The organism is Cellulomonas pasadenensis, assembly GCF_047229365.1.
GTDB lineage: Bacteria > Actinomycetota > Actinomycetes > Actinomycetales > Cellulomonadaceae > Cellulomonas.
Genome location: NZ_JBFTEP010000069.1, coordinates 1 through 19,982 on the forward strand (window position 1 = coordinate 1; position 19,982 = coordinate 19,982).

Genomic DNA, 19,982 nt, shown 5'->3' on the forward strand with positions numbered 1-19,982 from the left:
GTGCGGGCCACCGGGCTGCTCGAGCGTGCGCTCCGGCGCGCGTCCGACGAGCGCGACGCCGCCGAGGCCGCGCGCGCGGAGCGCGACCGCGAGCTCGCCGCCGTCCGGGGCCAGGTGGATTCCCTGGCGCGCGACCTCGCCGAGCTCACCGACGTCGCGCACAAGGACGAGGTCGCGCGCACGCAGCAGCGGCTGCGCATCGAGCAGCTGGAGACCCGGTCGGTCGAGGACCTGGGGCTCGACCCGGCGGTGCTGCTCGAGCAGTTCGGGCCGCACCAGGAGGTGCCGGTGGTGCCGCCGCCGGGCACCGAGCCCGACCCCGCCGCGCCGACGGCGGTGCCGTACGTGCGCGCCGAGCAGGAGAAGCGCCTGCGCGCGGCCGAGCGCGGCCTGGCGCTGCTGGGGCGGGTCAACCCGCTGGCCCTCGAGGAGTTCGCCGCGCTCGAGGAGCGCCACCGGTTCCTCACGGAGCAGCTCGCCGACCTGAAGAAGTCGCGCGCCGACCTCCTGGAGATCGTCAAGGAGATCGACGAGCGCGTCGAGCAGGTGTTCACCGAGGCGTACCGCGACACCGCGGCGGCGTTCGACGACGTCTTCCCGCGGCTGTTCCCCGGCGGCGAGGGACGGCTGGTGCTGACCGACCCCGACGACATGCTGACGACCGGCATCGAGGTGGAGGCGCGGCCCGCCGGCAAGAAGGTCAAGCGGCTGTCGCTGCTCTCGGGCGGCGAGCGGTCCCTCACCGCCGTGGCGCTGCTCGTGGCCATCTTCAAGGCCCGGCCCAGCCCGTTCTACGTCATGGACGAGGTCGAGGCGGCGCTCGACGACGCGAACCTCGGCCGCCTGCTCGAGATCTTCCGCGAGCTGCAGGACGACTCCCAGCTCATCGTCGTGACGCACCAGAAGCGCACGATGGAGATCGCGGACGCCCTGTACGGCGTGACGATGCGCGGCGACGGCGTGACGACCGTCATCAGCCAGCGCATGCGCGAGGACCAGCCCGCCTGACCCCCGGCGGGCGGCCGACGCGGCCGCCCGGGTGACGCGCTGTGAAGGTCGTGTGAGAGGTGCCGGCGGGCGTCGCGGCGCGGCGTGCGGGCCCGCGCCGGGGGCGGAGAATGGTCCCATGACTCTCGTGCCCGTGGTCCTCCTGGCCCTCCTCGCCGCCGCCGCCGTGCTGCTGCTCGCGCGCGTGGGGAGCGAGGACGCGCCCGCCGGCGAGGAGTCGCTCTGGGACGCCTTCCGGCGGGGGTGGCGCGCGCGCCGCGAGCCCGACGCCGAGCAGGCCGAGGCCGCCGCCGCGGCGGCCGTCGAGCCGCAGGACGTGTCCCTCGCCGACTTCCTCCGCGCGAACGCGCGCGAGGGCGACGGGTACCTCCACGTCGAGGAGCTCACCGAGGACCTCCAGCGCGCCGCGCACACGCTGCGCGTGCGCCGCGGCGCCTGACGCCGACAGACTGTCGCCGTGGACCTCAACGACCTCCTGCCCTACCTCGTCGGCGCGCCCGTGCTCGCGGCCGGCGCGGCCGCGGCGCTGCTCGTGCGCCGCCGGCGCACGCCCGACCGCCGACCGGACGCCCGGCCCGGCACGCGGACCGCGACGGACGTCGTCGACCGTCCGGTCGTGCCGACCCCCGTCGTGCCGCCCGACGTCGCGGTCGACGGCACGAGCGGCGCGGTCGAGGGGGCGGTCGTCGACGACCTGTCGGTCGCGGACCTCGTCGCCCCGCCGGTCGAGACGCCGGAGCCCACCGCGGGCCGGCTGCGCCGCCTGCGCGAGCGCCTCGCCCGCAACGGCTCCCCGCTCGGTGCGCGGCTCCTGCAGGTGCTCTCGCGCGACACGCTCACCGAGGACGACTGGGACGAGCTCGAGGAGACGCTGCTGCTCGCGGACGTCGGCGCGGGTCCGACGGACGAGATCATCCAGGCGCTGCGCACACGCGTCCGCGTCGAGGGCGTGTCCGAGCCCGGCCGGGCGCGCGCGGTGCTGCGCGAGCAGCTGCTGGCGCTCGTCGACCCGAGCCTGGACCGCGCGCTGCGCACGGCGCCGGTCACCGCCGCCGACGGCACGCCCGCGCCCGCCGTGGTCCTCGTCGTCGGCGTCAACGGCACGGGCAAGACGACGACGGTCGGCAAGCTGGCGCGCGTCCTCGTCGCCGACGGGCGCTCGGTCGTGCTCGGCGCGGCCGACACGTTCCGCGCCGCGGCGGCCGACCAGCTCGAGACGTGGGGCTCGCGCGTCGGCGTGCCCACCGTCCGCTCCGACCGCGACGGCGCCGACCCGGCATCCGTCGCGTTCGACGCCCTGCGCACGGGTCGCGCCGACGGCGCCGACGTCGTGCTCGTCGACACGGCCGGCCGCCTGCAGAACAAGGCCGGCCTGATGGACGAGCTCGGCAAGATCACGCGCGTGCTGAGCCGCGACGTGCCGCTGTCGGAGGTGCTGCTCGTGCTCGACGCCACCACCGGCCAGAACGGCATGCAGCAGGCCCGCGTCTTCGGCGAGGTCGCCGGCGTGACCGGCATCGTGCTCACCAAGCTCGACGGCACGGCCAAGGGCGGCATCGTCGTCGCGGTGCAGCGCGAGCTCGGCGTGCCGGTCAAGCTCGTCGGCCTGGGGGAGGGCCCGGACGACCTCGCGCCGTTCGACCCGGAGGCGTTCGTGGACGGTCTGCTCGGGCAGTGAGCCGCACGGGCACCCGCGCACGGCGCGGGTGCCCGTGCGGCACCCGCGCCGTGCGTCGTCGTCGGGGCCCGCCGTCCCGAGTGCTGGACGATCGCCCGGGTCGAAACACGATGTTCACGCCGCGACGGTGGTTGTCACGTCGCGGTAACCGGCCGCGTCCGCCGGTGAAACGCCGCTCCGCGACGGTTGTCGCCGACCAGCCACGCACGGTGGCGAGGGGAGAGGCGACCTCCAATGGAATTCGAGCTCGACAGCGGCAACACGGCGTTCATCATCTTCGCCGCATCACTGGTGTTCCTCATGACGCCCGCACTGGCGTTCTTCTACGGCGGCATGGTGCGCGGCAAGAGCGTGCTCAACATGATGATGATGAGCTTCGGGGCCCTCGGCCTCGTCTCGCTCATCTGGGTCCTGTACGGGTACTCGGTGGCCTTCGGCTCCGACCTCGGTGGCGTCATCGGCAACCCGACCGACTTCCTCGGCCTGCAGGGCGCGACCGACGACCAGAGCCTCATGGCCGGGACCGGTGTGCCGTTCCTCGTCGCCGCGGGCTTCCAGCTGACCTTCGCGGTCATCACGGCGGCCCTGATCTCGGGCGCCGTCGCGGACCGCCTGAAGTTCGGCTCCTGGCTGGTGTTCGCGGGCCTGTGGGTGACGTTCGCCTACCTGCCCCTCGCGCACATGGTCTGGGGCGGCGGCCTGCTCGGCGGCGGCTGGTTCCTCGTCGACGCGCTGCCGATCCCGATCGACTTCGCCGGCGGCACGGTCGTGCACATCAACGCCGGTGTCGCGGGCCTCGTGCTCGCGATCGTGCTCGGCAGGCGCAAGGGCTTCGGCCGCGAGCCGATGCGCCCGCACAACCTGCCCTTCGTGATGCTCGGCGCCGCCCTCCTGTGGTTCGGCTGGTTCGGCTTCAACGCGGGCTCCGAGTTCGCCGCGGACGGCACGGCCGGCCGCGCCTGGGTCAACACGACGGTCGCCACCGCGGTCGCGCTGCTCGCCTGGATCGGCACGGAGAAGGTCCGTGACGGGCACGCCACGTCGCTCGGTGCGGCGTCGGGCGTCGTCGCCGGCCTCGTCGCCATCACCCCGGCCGCCGCGGCGGTCGACACGTGGGGCGCCATCGCCATCGGCGTCGTCGCGGGCGTCCTCTGCGCGCTGGCCGTGGGCCTGAAGTACAAGTTCGGCTACGACGACTCGCTCGACGTCGTCGGCGTCCACCTGGTCGGCGGCCTCGTCGGCACCGTGCTCATCGGCTTCTTCGCGACGGACACCGACGCGACGTGGTACCCGGACGGTGCGTCGAACGGCCTCCTCTACGGTGGCGGTGCCGGCCAGCTGGCGACGCAGGTGATCGTCGCCCTCCTGGCCATGGTGTTCTCCGGTCTCGTCACGCTCGTCATCGCGCTGGTCCTGAAGGCGACGATCGGCCTGCGGGCGACCGAGGAGCAGGAGGTGTCCGGTCTCGACCTGACGGTCCACGGCGAGACGGCGTACGAGTCGCTGGGCGCGGGTGCCCGCGTCGTGACGGAGGTGAAGTGATGACGAAGCTCGTGACGGCGGTCATCCAGCCGCACCGGCTGGACGACGTCAAGTCGGCCCTCGAGGCGGCGGGAGTCCGCGGCCTGACGGTGAGCGAGGCGAGCGGCTACGGCCGTCAGCGCGGCCACACCGAGGTGTACCGCGGTGCCGAGTACACGGTCGACCTGGTGCCGAAGGTGAAGATCGACGTCCTCGTGGCGGACGGCGACGCGGCGGCGGTCACCGAGGTGGTCGTCCGGGCGGCGCAGACCGGCAAGATCGGCGACGGCAAGGTCTGGGTCGTGCCGGTCGAGGACGTGGCTCGCGTCCGCACCGGCGAGCACGGTGACGACGCCCTCTGAGCAGGACGGTCGCGCACAGCACATGACGACAGGACGGCCGCCCGCCGCGGGCGCCGCCGGGTCGCCGCAGGTCCCGCAGCCCCTCGGGGTGCGGGACCTGCGTGCCGCCCGGCTCGCGCTCGCCGCGCGCGCCCCGGGCCCGGGCGCGGACGGCCTCGCACGGCGTCGCGCGGTGGCGGACCTCGTGGTCGGCGCGCTCGCGCGGCTCTGGGACGAGGTCACGCAGGGCCGCGACGTCGCCGGCGTCGCGCTGGGCGTCGTCGGCAGCGTCGGCCGCGGCGACGCGAGCCCGGTGTCGGACCTCGACCTGCTGCTCGTCCACGAGGGGCGCGGCCACGGGGCGGACGAGCTCGCGGACCTCGCGCAGCGCCTCTGGTACCCGATCTGGGACGCCAACCTCGACCTCGACCACGCGGTGCGCTCGCTCGCGCAGTGCCGGCAGGTCGCGTCGAAGGACCTGCCGGCGGCCGTGGGGCTGCTCGAGCTCCGGCCCGTCGCGGGTGACGGGCTCGTGGTCGCCCGCGCCCGGTCGGCGCTGCTCGCGGACTGGCGGTCCGCGGCGCGCCGCCGCCTGCCGGAGCTGCTGGCGTCGACGCGGCAGCGCGCCGAGCGCCACGGCGAGGTCGCCTACCTCATCGAGCCGGACCTCAAGGAGGCGCGCGGCGGCATCCGCGACGCCGTCGTGCTGTCGGCGCTCGCCGCCACCTGGCTCACCGACCGGCCGCACGGCGCGGTCGACCACGCGTACGCGCACCTGCTCGACGTGCGCGACGCCGTGCAGGTCGTCACGCGCCGGCACACGAACCGCCTGCTGCTCGCCGACCAGGACGAGGTCGCGGCGCTCGTCGGCTTCGACGACCGTGACGACCTGCTCGCGTCGGTCGCGGAAGCGGGCCGCGTCATCTCGTACGCCCTCGACTCGACGGCCCGCAACGCACGCCAGGCGCTGCAGCGTCCCGCCCGCCGGCCGGTGCTCGTGCGTGGTCGGCGGACGCCGCCGCGGCTGCGCCAGATCGCCGAGGGTCTCGTCGAGCACGACGGCGAGCTCGTCCTGTCGGTCGACGCGCGCCCCGCCGACGACCCCGTCCTGTCGCTGCGGGCCGCCGCGACGGCCGCCCGCACCGGCCTCGTGCTGTCGCCCGTGACGGTCGCGAGCCTCGAGGCGACGCCGCCGCTGCCGACGCCGTGGCCGCGCGCCGCCCGGCAGCAGCTGCTGCACCTGCTGGGGTCCGGGCCGGCCCAGGTGCCGGTCTGGGAGGCGCTGGACCTCGCGGGCGTCGTGACGACCTGGGTCCCCGAGTGGGCCGGCGTGCGCAACCGCCCGCAGCGCTCGCCCGTGCACCGGCACACGGTCGACCGGCACCTCGTGGAGACGGTCGCGCGCGCGGGTCGCGACCGCCGGTCCGTCGACGCCCCCGACACGCTGCTGCTCGCCGCGCTGCTGCACGACATCGGCAAGCGGGCCGGCGCGGGCGACCACGCGGTCGAGGGCGCGCGGCTGGCGGGCCCGGTCGTCACGCGCATGGGCTTCGGGCCGGAGGTCGCCGCGGACGTGACACGGCTCGTGCGCGAGCACCTGACCCTCTCCGAGCTGGCCACGAGCGCCGACCACGACGACCCCGCGACCCTCGAGCGGCTCCTCGACGCGGTCGACCACCGCGCCGACCTGCTGGCGCTGCTGCGCGCGCTCACCGAGGCCGACGCGTCGGCGGCCGGGCCCACCGCGTGGACGGCGTGGCGCGCGACGCTCGTCGACGACCTCACCGCCCGGGGGGCGCGCGCGCTGGCGGGTACCCTGGACCGTCCGTAGCCCGTCCGCGTCCCGCAGCGAGGTCCGGTGTTCGCCACCCTCTCCGACCGACTCACGTCGACCTTCAAGAACCTGCGCTCCAAGGGCAGGCTCTCCGAGGCCGACATCGACGCGACCGTGCGCGAGATCCGCCGCGCGCTGCTCGACGCCGACGTGGCCGTCCCGGTCGTCCGTCAGTTCACCGGCGCGGTGCGCGAGCGCGCGCTCTCCGCCGAGGTCTCGCGCGCGCTGAACCCGGCGCAGCAGGTCGTCAAGATCGTCAACGACGAGCTCGTCGCGATCCTGGGCGGGCAGACGCGGACCGTCGCGTTCGCGAAGCAGCCGCCCACGGTCATCCTGCTCGCCGGCCTCCAGGGCGCGGGCAAGACGACGCTCGCGGGCAAGCTCGCGCAGTGGCTCAAGGGCTCGGGCCACACCCCGCTGCTCGTCGCGGCCGACCTGCAGCGCCCCAACGCCGTCACGCAGCTGCAGGTGGTCGGGGAGCGTGCGGGCGTGCCCGTGCACGCGCCGCACCCCGGCAACCAGGGCGCGGACGACGTGCTGCCCGCGGGCGCGGACCCGGTCTCCGTGGCGCGCTCGGGGCTCGAGGAGGCGCGCCGCCGCCAGCACGACGTGCTCATCGTCGACACCGCCGGCCGCCTCGGCGTCGACGCGGAGCTCATGCGGCAGGCCGCGGACATCCGCGACGCCGTGCAGCCCGACGAGGTGCTGTTCGTCGTCGACGCGATGATCGGCCAGGACGCCGTGACGACGGCCCAGGCCTTCCAGGACGGCGTCGGCTTCACCGGCGTCGTGCTGTCCAAGCTCGACGGCGACGCGCGCGGTGGTGCCGCGCTGTCGATCGCGAGCGTGACGGGCCGGCCGATCATGTTCGCCTCGACGGGTGAGAAGCTCACCGACTTCGAGGTGTTCCACCCCGACCGCATGGCGTCGCGCATCCTCGACATGGGTGACGTGCTCACCCTCATCGAGCAGGCCGAGAAGGCGTTCGACGCCGAGCAGGCCGAGAAGATGGCCGGCAAGCTCGTCGGCGGCGAGGACTTCACGCTCGAGGACTTCCTCGTGCAGATGCAGCAGCTGCGCAACATGGGCTCGATCAAGAAGATGTTCGGGATGCTGCCGGGCATGGGCCAGATGCGCGAGGCGCTGGAGAACTTCGACGAGCGCGAGGTCGACCGCATCGAGGCGATGATCCGCTCGATGACGCCCGGCGAGCGGCAGAACCCGAAGATCATCAACGGCTCGCGCCGCGCCCGCATCGCCCGCGGCTCGGGCACCACGCCGAGCGAGATCAACCAGCTGCTCGAGCGGTTCGAGGGCGCGAAGAAGATGATGCGCCAGATGGCCAAGGGCGGCGGCATGCCCGGTGGCATGCCGGGGATGGGGAACCTGCCCGGCATGGGCGGCAAGAAGTCCCGCGGCAAGCAGGCGCCCGCCAAGCGCGCCAAGGGCGCACGCTCCGGCAACCCGGCCAAGCGCGCCGAGCAGGAGCGCGCCGCCGCGGCCCGCGCCGCCGCGCAGCCGACCGGTCCCGCGGGCTCGGCCTTCGGCCTGGGCGGCCCGGCGCCGGCGGAGCCGGACCCGGCCGAGCTGCAGCTGCCCGCGGGCTTCGACAAGCTCTTCGGCGGCCGCTGAGCCCGCCATGACGGTCACGCACCTGCGGGGGACCGTCGTGCTCGGCGACGAGCACGAGGTGGGGGAGGCGTGGGTCGTCGGCGACCGGCTGACGCTCGAGCGTCCCGCGGGCGTGCCCGACGCCGTGCTCGACGGGTGGGTGCTGCCCGGGCTCGTCGACGTGCACTGCCACGTCGGCCTCGCCGCGGACGGGCCCGTCGACGACGCGACGGCCGAGCGGCAGGCGATCGCCGACCGTGACGCCGGCGTGCTCCTCATCCGCGACGCCGGGTCGCCCGCGGACACGGCGTGGGTGCACGCGCGCGACGACCTGCCGCGGCTGCTGCGGGCCGGTCGCCACCTGGCGCGGCCGAGGCGGTACCTGCGGCACTACGGGCGCGAGCTCGCGGACGTCGGGCAGCTGCCGGCCGCGGTGCGCGAGGAGGCGGCCCGCGGCGACGGCTGGGTCAAGCTCGTCGCCGACTGGATCGACCGGGACCTCGGCGCCGACGGCGACCTGCGCCCGCTGTGGCCGGACGCCGTGCTCGCGGAGGCGGTCGCGGCCGCCCACGCCGCCGGCGCCCGCGTCACCGCCCACACGTTCGCCACGGAGTCCCTCGACGCGCTGCTCGACGCGGGCGTCGACTGCCTCGAGCACGCCACCGGGGCCACGCCCGACCAGGTCGAGCGCATCGCGGCGGCCGGCGTGCCCGTCACCGCCACGCTCCTCCAGGTCGCGCAGTTCGAGGCGATCGCCGCGCAGGGCGAGGCGCGCTACCCGCGCTTCGCCGCGCGCATGCGCGCCATGCACGCGCGCCGGCACGCGCACGTGCGCGACCTGCACGACGCCGGTGTCCGCGTGCTCGTCGGCACCGACGCGGGCGGGACGATCGGCCACGGGCGCATCGCCGACGAGGCCGTCGAGATGGCGGCCGCGGGCATCCCGGCCCGGGACGTCGTGGCCGCCGCCAGCTGGCGCACCCGCGCCTGGCTGGGCGTGGACGGCATCGCCGAGGGCGCGAGCGCGGACGTCGTGGTCTACGACGCCGACCCGCGCGCCGAGGTCGGCGTGCTCGCCGCGCCGACGGCCGTCGTGCTGCGGGGCGCCCGCGTGCGGTAGCGGTCCGCCCGCGGACGTGCACGCCCATGCCCCGATCTCTGGCACAATGGTCGGCTGTACTCGGCGCGCACAGCCCCTCTACCTGTGCCCGCTGCGTCCTTGAGGCCGGACCGGCGCGCCCTCCCCACGGGCAGGCGCGGGTCAGGCCACCTCAGCAGACATCAGGAGACACCACCTCGTGGCAACGAAGATCCGCCTCAAGCGCCTGGGCAAGATCCGTGCGCCGTACTACCGCGTCGTCGTCGCCGACTCGCGCACCAAGCGCGACGGCCGCGTGATCGAGGAGATCGGCAAGTACCACCCCACCGAGGAGCCGTCGCTCATCGACATCAGCTCCGAGCGTGCGCAGTACTGGCTCGGCGTCGGCGCGCAGCCGACCGAGCAGGTCCTCGCGCTGCTCAAGGTGACCGGCGACTGGCAGAAGTTCAAGGGCCTGCCCGGTGCCGAGGGCACGCTGCGGACGAAGGCGCCGAAGGCCGACGCCGCCGCCGCCGTCGAGGCCGCCGCGCTGGACGCCGAGAAGGTCAAGGCGTCCGCGTCGGAGAAGAAGGCCGCTGCCGCCGAGGCGCCGGCCGAGGCGCCCGCCGAGGACGAGCAGGCCTGATGCTCGCCGACGCGCTCGAGCACCTGGTGCGGGGCATCGTCGACCACCCGGACGACGTGCGCGTGCGCACCTCGTCGCTGCGCCGCGGGGAGATGCTCGAGGTGCGCGTGCACCCTGAGGACCTCGGGCGCGTCATCGGCCGCGGCGGCCGCACGGCCCGTGCCCTGCGCACGGTCGTCGGCGCGCTGGCGACCGAGGGCCCGGTCCGCGTCGACGTGGTCGACGTCGACCGGCGCTGAGAACCATCCCGACGGCCCGGTCCCTCCTGCGAGGGGCCGGGCCGTCGGCGTCACCGGGCACGTGCGCGCGGTGAGAGACGAGCCCCGCCGCGTCCCGCGGACCGGCGGGGGAGGGAGAGCAGGATGCAGCTGACCGTGGCCCGGATCGGCCGTCCGCACGGGCTGCGCGGCGAGGTCGCGCTCGACGTGCGCACCGACGCGCCGGAGCGCCGACTCACCGTGGGCGCCCGGCTCGACACCGAGCCCCCGGCGGCGGGACCCCTGACCGTCACGCACGTGCGCCGTGCGCAGGAGCGCTGGTACGTCACCTTCGCGGAGGCGGCGGACCGCACCGCGGTCGAGGCGCTGCGGGGCGTGGAGCTGGTCGTCGAGGCCGACGACGACGAGGACGACGACGGCTGGTACGAGCACGAGCTCGTCGGCCTGCGTGCCGAGCACGTCTCGGACGGGCGCGTGCTCGGCGAGGTCGTCGGGCTCGAGCACCTGCCGGCGCAGGACCTGCTCGTGGTGCGCGAGGCCGACGGCACGCGCACGCTCGTCCCGTTCGTGGAGGCGATCGTCCCCGTGGTCGACGTGGCCGGCGGGCGCGTCGTGCTCGACCCGCCGGGCGGCCTGCTCGCCGCCGACGCCGACCGGCTCGTGGTCGACGAGCCGACGGCCGACGAGGGCTGAGGCGTGCGCGTCGACGTCGTCTCGATCTTCCCGGAGTACCTCGCCGCGCTCGACCTGTCCCTCGTGGGCAAGGCACGCACGTCCGGCCTGCTCGACCTGCGGGTCCACGACCTGCGCACGTGGACGGACGATCGCCACCGCACGGTCGACGACACGCCCTTCGGCGGCGGCGCCGGGATGGTGATGCGCCCCGACGTGTGGGGCCGCGCGCTCGACGACGTCCTCGACGACGGCGCCCACCTCATCGTCCCGTCGCCCGCGGGGGAGGTCTTCACGCAGCGCACCGCGGAGCGGCTCGCCCGCGAGGAGCACCTCGTGGTCGCGTGCGGCCGCTACGAGGGGATCGACGCGCGCGTGGCGGAGCACTACGCGGACCGCGTGCGCGTCACCGAGCTCTCGCTCGGGGACTACGTGCTGAACGGCGGCGAGGTCGCCGCGCTCGTGGTGGTGGAGGCAGTCGCCCGGCTCCTGCCCGGTGTCGTCGGCAACCCTGCGTCGCTCGTCGAGGAGTCGCACGGCGCGGCCGGCCTGCTCGAGTACCCCGTCTACACCAAGCCGGCGGAGTGGTCCGGCCACGCGGTCCCGGACGTGCTGCTGTCCGGGCACCACGCCCGCGTCGAGCGGTGGCGCCGCGACCGTGCCCTCGAGCGCACCGCCGCCCGCCGGCCCGACCTGCTGGCCGCGCTGGACCCGGACGCGCTGGACCGGCACGACGTCGCGCTCCTCGCCGAGCTCGGGTGGACGGTGGCGGACGGGCGCCTGGTCCGCGTCTGAGGCGTCCGCGATTCGGTCCCGGACGCCCGCTGTGGCAGACTGGTCGGTCGGTGCGCGTCGGCCCGCCTCTCTGCCGCAGGGGAGAACGCCACGACGCACGGACCCGGCCCGCCGCGGTCCGCACCACCCGATCCGAGCCCCCACGGGCGCGTGCCCTGCCCCGCAGCGCGTGCGCCCGTCGATCACGCTCCTGACCTGCGGCAGGGCGGGGAAGTGACACGTCATGCAGACGCTCGACGCGATCGACGCAGCATCGCTGCGCACCGACGTCCCGGATTTCCGTCCCGGCGACACCCTCAAGGTCAACGTGAAGGTCGTCGAGGGCAACCGCTCCCGCGTCCAGGCGTTCCAGGGCGTCGTGATCGCCCGCCAGGGTGCCGGTGTGCGCGAGACCTTCACCATCCGCAAGGTCAGCTTCGGCGTCGGCGTGGAGCGCACGTTCCCCGTGCACTCGCCGACCCTCGACTCGGTCGAGGTCGTCACCCGCGGTGACGTCCGCCGCGCGAAGCTGTACTACCTGCGCGCGCTCCGCGGCAAGAAGGCCAAGATCAAGGAGAAGCGCGAGCAGGCTCCGGCCAAGGGCTGAGCCTCACCTCCGCCCGTCGTCGTCCCCGGCGCGCCCGTCGCCCGGCGTGCGCGGGGCCCGGCACGCGGGCACGTGCCACGCGGCGGGCGCGCGCGTGGGAGAGTGTGTCGGTGAGCGAGCGACGCGCCGAGGAGCTGGGGCCGGTGCCGAGGCCGGGGCAGGGCGCCGACGCCCACGCCCCGGACGGGCGGCCCCTCTGGGCCCCCACGGGTGCCGGGACGGGCGACGTCGCCCACGACGAGCAGCCGCCGGAGAGCCGCCGCAGCCGCCAGGAGCGCGACGGCGGACGGTCCGGCCGCACGACCGCGTGGTCGTGGATCCGGGAGACCGCCATCATCCTGGTCAGCGCGCTCGTGCTCTCGCTCGTCGTCAAGACGTTCCTCGTCCAGGCGTTCTTCATCCCGTCGCCGTCGATGCACGACACGCTGGTCGAGAACGACCGCATCCTCGTCAGCAAGCTCACGCCCGGGCCGCGCGACCTGCGGCGGGGCGACATCGTCGTGTTCAAGGACCCGGGCGGCTGGCTGCAGCCCGTCGTCGAGCCGCAGCGCGGGCCGCTCGGGGACGCGCTGAACGACGGCCTGACGTGGATCGGCCTGCTGCCCCAGGACGCCGGCGAGCACCTGGTGAAGCGCGTGATCGGCCTGCCCGGTGACCGTGTCGCCGGCGCGCCCGGCCAGCCCGTCACCGTCAACGGCGTCCCCCTCGAGGAGCCGTACCTGGCGACGGGCGCGGAGCCGACCGAGAAGGCCTTCGACGTCACGGTGCCCGAGGGCTCGGTGTGGGTGATGGGCGACAACCGGCAGCGCTCGGCCGACTCGCGCTACAACATGGGCAACCCCGGCGGCGGCTCCGTGCCCGTCGACAACATCGTCGGCGTCGCGTTCGTCACCGTGTGGCCGCTCGACCGGGCCACCGTCCTGCGCAACCCGTCCGACACGTTCGCCGGCGTGCCCGACCCCTCCTGACGCGTGGACCGCCCCGCATGACTCCCGTCGACAGCGCCGCGGGCGCGCGTGCGACCACGCCTTCCCGCACGACCTCGTCCACCACGACGCCGCCCGCGACGACGCGCGGTGTGCGGGCCGCGCCCCGCCCGGCGCCCCACCTGCGGCACGAGCGGGCCCTGCTGCGCGACGGCCACACGTTCGTCGCCGGCATGGACGAGGTCGGCCGCGGCTCGCTCGCCGGGCCGGTGAGCGTGGGCGTGGTCGTCGTCGACGCGACGACGCGGTCGGCGCCGCGCGGCGTCGCCGACTCCAAGCTGCTCACGCCCGCCGCGCGCGAGCGGCTGCTGCCGGCCCTGGGCCGGTGGGGCGTGGCGCGCGCCGTGGCGCACGCGAGCGCGCAGGAGATCGACGAGCGCGGCATCGTCGCGGCGCTGCGGCTGGCGGGCACGCGCGCGCTGGCCGCCGTGCTGACGGTGGTGGAGCGCGTCGACGTCGTCGTCCTCGACGGTTCGCACGACTGGCTGACCCCGCCGTCACCGGACCTGTTCGGCACGCAGGACGAGCTCTTCGGCGACGTCCTCGAGGTGCGCGTGCCGCGCGTGCAGAAGCGCGTCAAGGCCGACCGCACGTGCGCGAGCGTCGCCGCCGCGAGCGTGCTGGCGAAGTGCGAGCGGGACGCCCTCATGGTGCGGCACGCGCAGGACCACCCGCACTTCCGCTGGGACGAGAACAAGGGCTACGCGGCGCCCGACCACCTCGCGGCGCTGCGCGCGCACGGGCCGAGCCCCCTGCACCGCAGGTCGTGGCGCCTGCCGGAGACGGTCGGCCTCCCGCCGGCGACGAGCGGGCCGGGGTGGACGGTCGACGGCCTCCTCACGGACGAGCTGCGCCTGCCCTGACGCCGCGGCGTCCGCCGCGGGCGTCCGGGCGCGGCGTCCCGCGGCCGTGCCGCCGCCGCGGATGGGGGATGATGGGCGCGTGAGCGCCGAGGACCTGGAGAACTACGAGACCGACATGGAGCTCGCGCTGTACCGCGAGTACCGCGACGTCGTCGGGCTCTTCTCGTACGTCGTGGAGACGGAGCGGCGCTTCTACCTCGCCAACCACGTCGACCTGCAGGTGCGGTCCGCCGCGGGCGAGGTCTACTTCGAGCTGTCGCTCGTCGACGCGTGGGTGTGGGACGTGTACCGGTCCGCGCGGTTCGTGAAGTCGGTGCGTGTCGTGACGTTCAAGGACGTCAACGTCGAGGAGCTCGCCAAGGCGGAGCTCGACCTCGGCTCGGGGAACGCCTTCCCGCGCTGACGCGCCACGCCGGCTGCCGGAGGCCGCGCCCGCCGTCGAGCCGACCACAGCCCCGCGGACGGTCGTCCCCGTCCCCGGGCCCGCTGGCCGCCGCCCACGCCGCACCGCCCGCGGACCAGGGTCGTCGCCGGAGGTGGTCGACGTGCGTGCGACGGACGCGGTGGGACGGTACGGCGAGGACGTGGTGGCGCGGTACGTCACGGCGGCAGGGTGGACGGTGCTCGACCGCAACTGGCGGTGCGCCGAGGGCGAGCTCGACATCGTGGCGCTCGACGGCGACGAGCTCGTCGCCGTCGAGGTGAAGACGCGGCGGTCGGTCGCCTACGGCCACCCGGCGGAGGCGGTGACGGCGCGCAAGCTCGCGCGGCTGCGCCGGCTCACCGCCGCGTGGCTGCGCGCGCACGACGTCGCCGCCCGCTCGGTGCGCGTCGACGTCGTCGCCGTGACGCTGCCCGCGCGCGGGGCCGCGACCGTCGAGCACCTGCCGGGGGTGGTCTGAGTGCTGGGCCGCACGTGCGCGGTGGCGCTGCTGGGCCTGCGCGGGCACGTCGTCGAGGTGGAGGCCCACCTGGCGACGTCGCTGCCCGCGTTCAGCCTCGTGGGCCTGCCGGACGCGTCGCTGGCGGAGGCGCGCGACCGCGTGCGGGCCGCCGTGACGTCGTCCGGCCTGGCCTGGCCGAACCGCCGCATCACCGTGAACCTGTCGCCCGCGACGCTCCCGAAGACGGGGTCGGCGTTCGACCTGGCCGTCGCGGTCGCGACGCTCGCCGGCGCGGGGCTGGTCGAGGCGGCGTCCGCGGCCGCGTGGGTGCACGTCGGCGAGCTCGGCCTCGACGGGCGGGTCCGCCCGGTGCGCGGCGTGCTGCCGGCGGTGGCCGCGGCGGTCGCCGCCGGCCGACCGCGCGTGGTCGTGCCCGTCGGCAACGCGGCCGAGGCGCGGCTGGTGCCGGGCGCCGAGGTGCTGGCGGCCGAGCACCTCGCGCAGGTCGCCGCGCACCACGGCGCGGACGTGGCGGTGCCGGACGTCGAGCCGGTCCCGGACGTGCCGTCGACGCCCGCGACGGGCGAGGTCCTCGACCTCGCCGACGTGCGCGGGCAGGAGGAGGCGCGCCTCGGCGTCGAGGTCGCCGCCGCGGGCGGGCACCACCTGCTGCTCGTCGGCCCGCCGGGCACGGGCAAGACGATGCTGGCGGCACGCCTGCCCGGTGTGCTCCCGGACCTCGACGAGGCGGACGCGGTCGAGGTCACCGCGGTGCACTCCGTCGCGGGCACGTTCGACCCCGCGCGCGGCCTGCTGCGGCGCCCGCCGTTCGAGGACCCGCACCACACCGCGACGCCGGCGAGCGTCGTGGGCGGCGGGTCGGGCATGCCGCGACCGGGAGCGGCGTCCCGGGCCCACCGCGGCGTCCTCTTCCTCGACGAGGCGCCGGAGTTCACGACCGGCGTGCTGCAGACGCTGCGCCAGCCGCTCGAGCACGGCGAGCTCGTCCTGCACCGCGCGGGCGGCGCGGCGCGCTACCCGGCGCGGTTCCAGCTCGTCCTGGCCGCGAACCCGTGCCCGTGCGGGCGGGCGGTCGGCAAGGGACTGGACTGCACGTGCCGCCCGGAGCAGCGCCGACGGTACTTCGGCAAGCTGTCCGGACCGCTGCTCGACCGGGTGGACCTCCAGCTGGAGGTGCCCCCCTCACGGGCGGCGGACGCGCCGGGGGAGGACTCGGCCACCGTGGCGGGGCGGGTCCTCGCGGCCCGGGCCGCGCAGCGCGAGCGCTGGCGCGCGGGCGGCTGGCGCACCAACGCCGAGGTGCCCGCACGCGCCCTGCACGCCGCCCTGGGCCCCGACGGGCGGCTGCTCGCCGACCTGCACCGCGCGGTCGACCGCGGCACGCTCAGCCTGCGCGGCGCCGACCGCGTGCTGCGCGTCGCGTGGACGCTCGCCGACCTCGACGGCCGCGCCGGCCCGGAGCGCGGCGACGTCGGGCGCGCGCTGGCCCTGCGGACGCGGGGGCACGGCGCATGACCGCGCACGAGGCGGACCGTCGCGCCCGTGCGGCGTGGAGCGCGCTGGTGGAGCCCGGCGACGAGGTGGCGGGTGCGCTCGTGCAGGCGTGCGGCGCGGCGCACGCCCTGGCGTGGGTGGAGGAGGCCCTCGCCACGGGACGTCCGGACTGGGGCGTCCTGGGCCCGCGGGCGGACGTCGGCGACGCGGTGCGCCGGCGGCTCTCCGCCGCGGTGCGCCGGTGGGGCGTGCGCCGTCCGCACGTGGACGTCGACCGCGACCTGGAGGCCGCCGCGCGCGTCGGCGCACGCGTGGTCGTCCCGGGTGACCCCGGGTGGCCCGGAGGTCTCGACGACCTCGGCGCCGCCGCTCCGCCCGCGCTGTGGGTGCGCGGGGAGGGGCCGCGGCACGCGCGGTCCGTCGCGCTCGTGGGTGCCCGCGCGTGCACGGGGTACGGCGAGCGCGTCGCGGTCGACCTCGCCGTCGACCTCGCGCGGCGCGGGTGGCAGGTGGTCTCGGGTGGCGCCTACGGCATCGACGCGGCGGCGCACCGCGGCGCCCTGGTCGCGGAGGGACGGACGCTCGTGGTGCTGGCCGGCGGCGTCGACCGTGCCTACCCGGTGGGGAACGCGCGCCTGCTCGAGGAGGCCGTGCACAGCGGGGGAGCGGTGGTCAGCGAGGTGCCGCCCGGGGCGGTGCCCACGCGCAGCCGGTTCCTCCAGCGCAACCGGCTCATCGCCGCGACGGCACGGGCCACCGTGGTGGTCGAGGCGGCGTGGCGGTCGGGCGCCGCGAGCACGGCGCACCACGCGGCGCGTCTGCTGCGGCCCGTGGGTGCCGTCCCCGGGGCCGTGACGTCCGCCGCGTCGGCGGGCTGCCACCGCCTCCTGCGCGACGGCGTGGCCGTCTGCGTCACCGACGCGGCCGAGGTCGTCGAGCTCGCGGGCGACGTCGGCGCCGACGTCCTCGACGCGTCCGCGCAGGTCGGCGCGCCGCGGGAGGGCCTCGACCCCCTCGCGCGCCGGGTGCTCGACGCGGCACCGCGCCGGGGCGGTCGCTCGACGCAGGACGTCGCCGTGCGTGCCGGCACGACGGTCGCGGAGGCCCGTGACATGCTCGGCCTGCTCGAGCTCGACGGGCTGGTCCGGCGGGTCGGGTCCGGTTGGGTGCTCGCCGAGGGGGATGAGGCTCGGCGGGGGTGAAAAAAAGCGGCGATCGGGGGAATCCGCGCCGTCGAATCGGACATTGTCGGCGGATTCCGTCACTGCGCATTCTTGTAGTTCCCGCAGCGTCTTGTGGCGCAGCGGTGACGGCCGCCACCTTAGGAGCATGTTCATGGCGGAGATCACGGCGGGAGCCCCCGAGCGGGCTCAGCTCGTCGCCGACTTCGCCCTCCACCTGCGGGCGCAGCGCACGCTGTCCGAGCACACCGTGCGGGCGTACCTCGGGGACCTGGACCACCTGTTCGCGCACGCCGTCCGGCACGGCGCCACGCGCCTGGACCAGGTCGACCTCGCGGTCCTGCGGGGGTGGCTGGCCGCGATGGCCGGCGCCGACCGCAGCCGCGCGACGCTGGCCCGCCGGTCGGCCGCGGCACGCACGTTCTTCCGCTGGGCGGTGCACACCAGCCGGCTCGCGACCGACCCGACGCTGCGGCTCGCGTCGGCGCGCGCGGCGGCGCCGCTGCCGACCGTCCTCGCGGTCGAGCCCGTGACCCGGCTGCTCGACGCCGCGCAGGAGCGCGCCCACGACGGCGACCCGGTGCACGTGCGCGACTGGGCGGCCGTCGAGCTGCTCTACGGCACGGGTGCCCGCGTCGGCGAGCTGTGCGGCGCCGACGTGCCCGACGTCGACCTGGGCGCCCGCACGCTGCGGGTGCTCGGCAAGGGCGGCAAGGAGCGCGTCGTGCCCTTCGGCGTGCCGGCCGCCAGCGCGGTCGCCGCGTGGCTCGACGACGCGCGGCCCCGGCTCGTGCGGGACGGCACCCCGCCCGCGCTGCTGCTCGGCCGGCGCGGCGGACGCGTCGACCAGCGCCAGCTCCGGACCGTCGTCCACCAGCTCGCCGCGAGCGTCGGCGTCGACGACGTGGCGCCCCACGCGCTGCGGCACACCGCCGCGACGCACCTGCTCGAGGGCGGCTCCGACCTGCGGTCGGTGCAGGAGATCCTCGGCCACTCGAGCCTCGCCACGACCCAGCGCTACACCCACGTCTCCGCCGAGCGCCTGCGCTCGGCGTACCGCCTCGCCCACCCACGGGCATGAGGAGCACCACCCCGCCGCCGGGCACACCCCTGCGCGCGACCGCCACCGCCCGCCCCACACCGCCCGCACCCGCGGGCACCAGCACAGAGACGGAGCCGACGATGACGGCACTGCAGGACGCCCCCGTCGGGCTCCCGACCCCCGCACCCCTGCGCGGCTACCGCCCCGGCACCGCGCCGGCAGGCCTCGTGCCGCAGCAGCGCACCGTCGCCGGCGACGTGCCCACGGACGCCGCACCTGCGGTCGCCGCACCCGCCGACGCCGCACCTGCGGTCGCCGCGCCGGAGCCGGTCGCGGAGGGCGTCGACGCCCTCTGGGCGCGCTTCACCAAGGAGCGGTGCCCCCGCACGCGGGAGCGGCTGATCATGCACTACGTGCCCCTCGTCACGGCCGTCGCCGGCCGGCTCGGCATGCGCCTGCCGTCCACCGTCGAGCACGCCGACCTCGTCTCGTACGGCATGTTCGGGCTCATCGACGCGATCGAGAAGTACCGCACCGACCGCGCGGTGAAGTTCGAGTCGTACGCGTCCTCCCGCATCCGCGGCGCGATCATCGACGAGCTGCGGGCCATGGACTGGGTGCCGCGCTCCGTGCGCACGAAGGCCCGTGCCGTCGACCGGGCCTACGGCGAGCTCGAGTCCTCGCTCCACCGCGCGCCCACCGAGGCGGAGGTCGCGCAGCGCCTCGAGGTCCCCGTCGCCGAGCTGCGTGCCGTCTACACCCAGCTCGCGGCCGTGAACATCGCCGCGCTCGACGAGCTGCTCGCCGGCTCGGACGACCGCCCCGGCGCCGCCACGCTCGCGGACACGCTGGGCGACCGCCGCGCGGAGGACCCGGCCGGCTCGGTCGAGGCCCAGGAGACGAAGTACCTGCTCGCGCGGGCGATCGAGTGCCTGGGGGAGCGGGAGCGGCTCGTCGTCGTCCTCTACTACTACGAGAGCATGACCCTCGCCGAGATCGGCCGCGTCCTCGGCGTCACGGAGTCGCGCATCTCGCAGATCCACACGGCTGCGATGGTGCGCCTGCGCACCCGGCTCCTCGACGCCGAGCGGGGCTGACCCGCGCGCCGCGGCGCGGCCGGGCGACCTCACGGCACGGGCAGCAGCACGACCGGTCCCGCGCCCGGCAGCAGCGACCACGGGTCGACGTAGCGGTCGCCCTCGCGCACGCCCCAGTGCAGGCACGTGCCGGCGCAGTGCCCGCCGGTGGCCACCGTGCCCAGGCGGTCCCCGGCACGGACGACGTCGCCGACGGCCACCAGGGGGACGACCGGCTCGACGCTGCTGCGCCGTCCGTCGGGGTGCAGGACCGTGACGACGCCGCGGTCCACCACGTGCCCGGCGAACGACACCGTGCCGTCCGCCGGCGCGACCACGTCCGCCCCCGCCGGGGCGAGCAGGTCGACGCCGCGGTGGCCGGCCGCCCACCGCTCGGGCGGCGCCTCGAAGGCGCGCGCGAGCTGCGCGGGCGGCCCGACCGGGGCC

22 protein-coding genes are annotated in these 19,982 nt (G+C 76.2%); 21 read left to right on the forward strand and 1 reads right to left on the reverse strand.

Annotated elements, in window-relative coordinates; translation table 11 throughout:
• The 21 genes from AB6N23_RS11020 to AB6N23_RS11120 all read left to right on the forward strand — a co-directional run.
• The coding region (locus AB6N23_RS11020) for an AAA family ATPase (protein WP_412866116.1) at positions 1–1,008 on the forward strand (1,008 nt) is incomplete at its 5' end.
• Between the two features lie 118 nt (positions 1,009–1,126).
• The gene (locus tag AB6N23_RS11025; RefSeq protein ID WP_412866117.1) at positions 1,127–1,447 is read left to right on the forward strand and encodes a hypothetical protein; all 321 of its coding nucleotides are present in this window, start codon (positions 1,127–1,129) and stop codon (positions 1,445–1,447) included.
• Positions 1,448–1,465: 18 nt separating this feature from the next.
• Positions 1,466–2,686, forward strand: coding sequence for a signal recognition particle-docking protein FtsY (gene ftsY / locus AB6N23_RS11030; RefSeq protein WP_412866118.1), 1,221 nt, complete (start codon positions 1,466–1,468; stop codon positions 2,684–2,686).
• A gap of 234 nt (positions 2,687–2,920) precedes the next feature.
• Positions 2,921–4,228, forward strand: coding sequence for an ammonium transporter (locus tag AB6N23_RS11035; protein WP_412866119.1), 1,308 nt, complete (start codon positions 2,921–2,923; stop codon positions 4,226–4,228).
• Positions 4,228–4,569: a P-II family nitrogen regulator gene (locus AB6N23_RS11040; RefSeq protein ID WP_412866120.1), complete on the forward strand. Its 342-nt coding sequence runs from the start codon at positions 4,228–4,230 to the stop codon at positions 4,567–4,569. The genes AB6N23_RS11035 and AB6N23_RS11040 overlap by 1 nt, the downstream gene beginning before the upstream one ends.
• Positions 4,570–4,591: 22 nt before the next feature.
• Positions 4,592–6,379, forward strand: a complete 1,788-nt coding sequence (locus AB6N23_RS11045; protein WP_412866121.1) for a [protein-PII] uridylyltransferase — start codon at positions 4,592–4,594, stop codon at positions 6,377–6,379.
• A gap of 27 nt (positions 6,380–6,406) precedes the next feature.
• Positions 6,407–8,014 carry a signal recognition particle protein gene (gene ffh, locus AB6N23_RS11050; protein ID WP_412866122.1) on the forward strand — a complete coding sequence of 536 codons (1,608 nt, stop codon included), beginning with the start codon at positions 6,407–6,409 and terminating at the stop codon, positions 8,012–8,014.
• A gap of 7 nt (positions 8,015–8,021) precedes the next feature.
• A complete protein-coding gene (locus AB6N23_RS11055) occupies positions 8,022–9,113 on the forward strand; it encodes an amidohydrolase family protein (protein WP_412866123.1) in 1,092 nt (363 codons plus the stop codon).
• A 178-nt stretch (positions 9,114–9,291) separates the two neighbouring features.
• On the forward strand, positions 9,292–9,717 hold the full coding sequence (gene rpsP, locus AB6N23_RS11060; RefSeq protein ID WP_378199688.1) for a 30S ribosomal protein S16: 426 nt from the start codon (positions 9,292–9,294) through the stop codon (positions 9,715–9,717).
• The gene (locus tag AB6N23_RS11065; RefSeq protein WP_412866124.1) at positions 9,717–9,956 is read left to right on the forward strand and encodes an RNA-binding protein; all 240 of its coding nucleotides are present in this window, start codon (positions 9,717–9,719) and stop codon (positions 9,954–9,956) included. Before rpsP ends, AB6N23_RS11065 begins: the two co-directional genes overlap by 1 nt.
• 123 nt (positions 9,957–10,079) lie before the next feature.
• Positions 10,080–10,628: a ribosome maturation factor RimM gene (gene rimM, locus AB6N23_RS11070; protein WP_412866125.1), complete on the forward strand. Its 549-nt coding sequence runs from the start codon at positions 10,080–10,082 to the stop codon at positions 10,626–10,628.
• Positions 10,629–10,631: 3 nt separating this feature from the next.
• Complete coding sequence (gene trmD, locus AB6N23_RS11075) at positions 10,632–11,402, forward strand: tRNA (guanosine(37)-N1)-methyltransferase TrmD (RefSeq protein WP_412866126.1); 771 nt, start codon at positions 10,632–10,634, stop codon at positions 11,400–11,402.
• A gap of 223 nt (positions 11,403–11,625) precedes the next feature.
• Positions 11,626–11,988: a 50S ribosomal protein L19 gene (gene rplS / locus AB6N23_RS11080; RefSeq protein WP_378207816.1), complete on the forward strand. Its 363-nt coding sequence runs from the start codon at positions 11,626–11,628 to the stop codon at positions 11,986–11,988.
• Between the two features lie 110 nt (positions 11,989–12,098).
• Positions 12,099–12,956 (forward strand): signal peptidase I, encoded by an 858-nt coding sequence (gene lepB / locus AB6N23_RS11085; RefSeq protein ID WP_412866127.1) that lies wholly within the window; start codon positions 12,099–12,101, stop codon positions 12,954–12,956.
• 17 nt (positions 12,957–12,973) lie between these two features.
• Positions 12,974–13,837, forward strand: coding sequence for a ribonuclease HII (gene rnhB / locus AB6N23_RS11090; RefSeq protein ID WP_412866128.1), 864 nt, complete (start codon positions 12,974–12,976; stop codon positions 13,835–13,837).
• 79 nt (positions 13,838–13,916) lie between these two features.
• Positions 13,917–14,240 (forward strand): DUF2469 domain-containing protein, encoded by a 324-nt coding sequence (locus AB6N23_RS11095; protein ID WP_378207825.1) that lies wholly within the window; start codon positions 13,917–13,919, stop codon positions 14,238–14,240.
• A gap of 142 nt (positions 14,241–14,382) precedes the next feature.
• A complete protein-coding gene (locus AB6N23_RS11100; RefSeq protein WP_378207828.1) occupies positions 14,383–14,739 on the forward strand; it encodes a YraN family protein in 357 nt (118 codons plus the stop codon).
• Positions 14,740–16,257 carry a YifB family Mg chelatase-like AAA ATPase gene (locus AB6N23_RS11105; RefSeq protein ID WP_412866129.1) on the forward strand — a complete coding sequence of 506 codons (1,518 nt, stop codon included), beginning with the start codon at positions 14,740–14,742 and terminating at the stop codon, positions 16,255–16,257. It begins immediately after the preceding gene.
• A complete protein-coding gene (dprA, locus tag AB6N23_RS11110; RefSeq protein WP_412866130.1) occupies positions 16,254–17,438 on the forward strand; it encodes a DNA-processing protein DprA in 1,185 nt (394 codons plus the stop codon). The genes AB6N23_RS11105 and dprA overlap by 4 nt, the downstream gene beginning before the upstream one ends.
• 133 nt (positions 17,439–17,571) lie before the next feature.
• Positions 17,572–18,498, forward strand: a complete 927-nt coding sequence (locus AB6N23_RS11115) for a tyrosine recombinase XerC (RefSeq protein ID WP_412866133.1) — start codon at positions 17,572–17,574, stop codon at positions 18,496–18,498.
• A gap of 101 nt (positions 18,499–18,599) precedes the next feature.
• Positions 18,600–19,556 carry a FliA/WhiG family RNA polymerase sigma factor gene (locus AB6N23_RS11120; protein ID WP_412866131.1) on the forward strand — a complete coding sequence of 319 codons (957 nt, stop codon included), beginning with the start codon at positions 18,600–18,602 and terminating at the stop codon, positions 19,554–19,556.
• Positions 19,557–19,585: 29 nt separating this feature from the next.
• Here AB6N23_RS11120 and AB6N23_RS11125 read toward each other — a convergent pair.
• The coding region (locus AB6N23_RS11125; protein WP_412866132.1) for a M23 family metallopeptidase at positions 19,586–19,982 on the reverse strand (397 nt) is incomplete at its 5' end.

Coding starts and splice junctions, on each gene's coding strand:
- AB6N23_RS11035 (WP_412866119.1), top strand. CDS start 2,921: ATGGAATTCGAGCTCGACAGCGGCAACACGGCGTTCATCATCTTCGCC.
- AB6N23_RS11045 (WP_412866121.1), top strand. CDS start 4,592: ATGACGACAGGACGGCCGCCCGCCGCGGGCGCCGCCGGGTCGCCGCAG.
- rplS (WP_378207816.1), top strand. CDS start 11,626: ATGCAGACGCTCGACGCGATCGACGCAGCATCGCTGCGCACCGACGTC.
- AB6N23_RS11055 (WP_412866123.1), top strand. CDS start 8,022: ATGACGGTCACGCACCTGCGGGGGACCGTCGTGCTCGGCGACGAGCAC.
- AB6N23_RS11065 (WP_412866124.1), top strand. CDS start 9,717: ATGCTCGCCGACGCGCTCGAGCACCTGGTGCGGGGCATCGTCGACCAC.
- rnhB (WP_412866128.1), top strand. CDS start 12,974: ATGACTCCCGTCGACAGCGCCGCGGGCGCGCGTGCGACCACGCCTTCC.
- AB6N23_RS11040 (WP_412866120.1), top strand. CDS start 4,228: ATGACGAAGCTCGTGACGGCGGTCATCCAGCCGCACCGGCTGGACGAC.
- AB6N23_RS11120 (WP_412866131.1), top strand. CDS start 18,600: ATGACGGCACTGCAGGACGCCCCCGTCGGGCTCCCGACCCCCGCACCC.
- rimM (WP_412866125.1), top strand. CDS start 10,080: ATGCAGCTGACCGTGGCCCGGATCGGCCGTCCGCACGGGCTGCGCGGC.
- AB6N23_RS11115 (WP_412866133.1), top strand. CDS start 17,572: ATGGCGGAGATCACGGCGGGAGCCCCCGAGCGGGCTCAGCTCGTCGCC.
- dprA (WP_412866130.1), top strand. CDS start 16,254: ATGACCGCGCACGAGGCGGACCGTCGCGCCCGTGCGGCGTGGAGCGCG.
- AB6N23_RS11025 (WP_412866117.1), top strand. CDS start 1,127: ATGACTCTCGTGCCCGTGGTCCTCCTGGCCCTCCTCGCCGCCGCCGCC.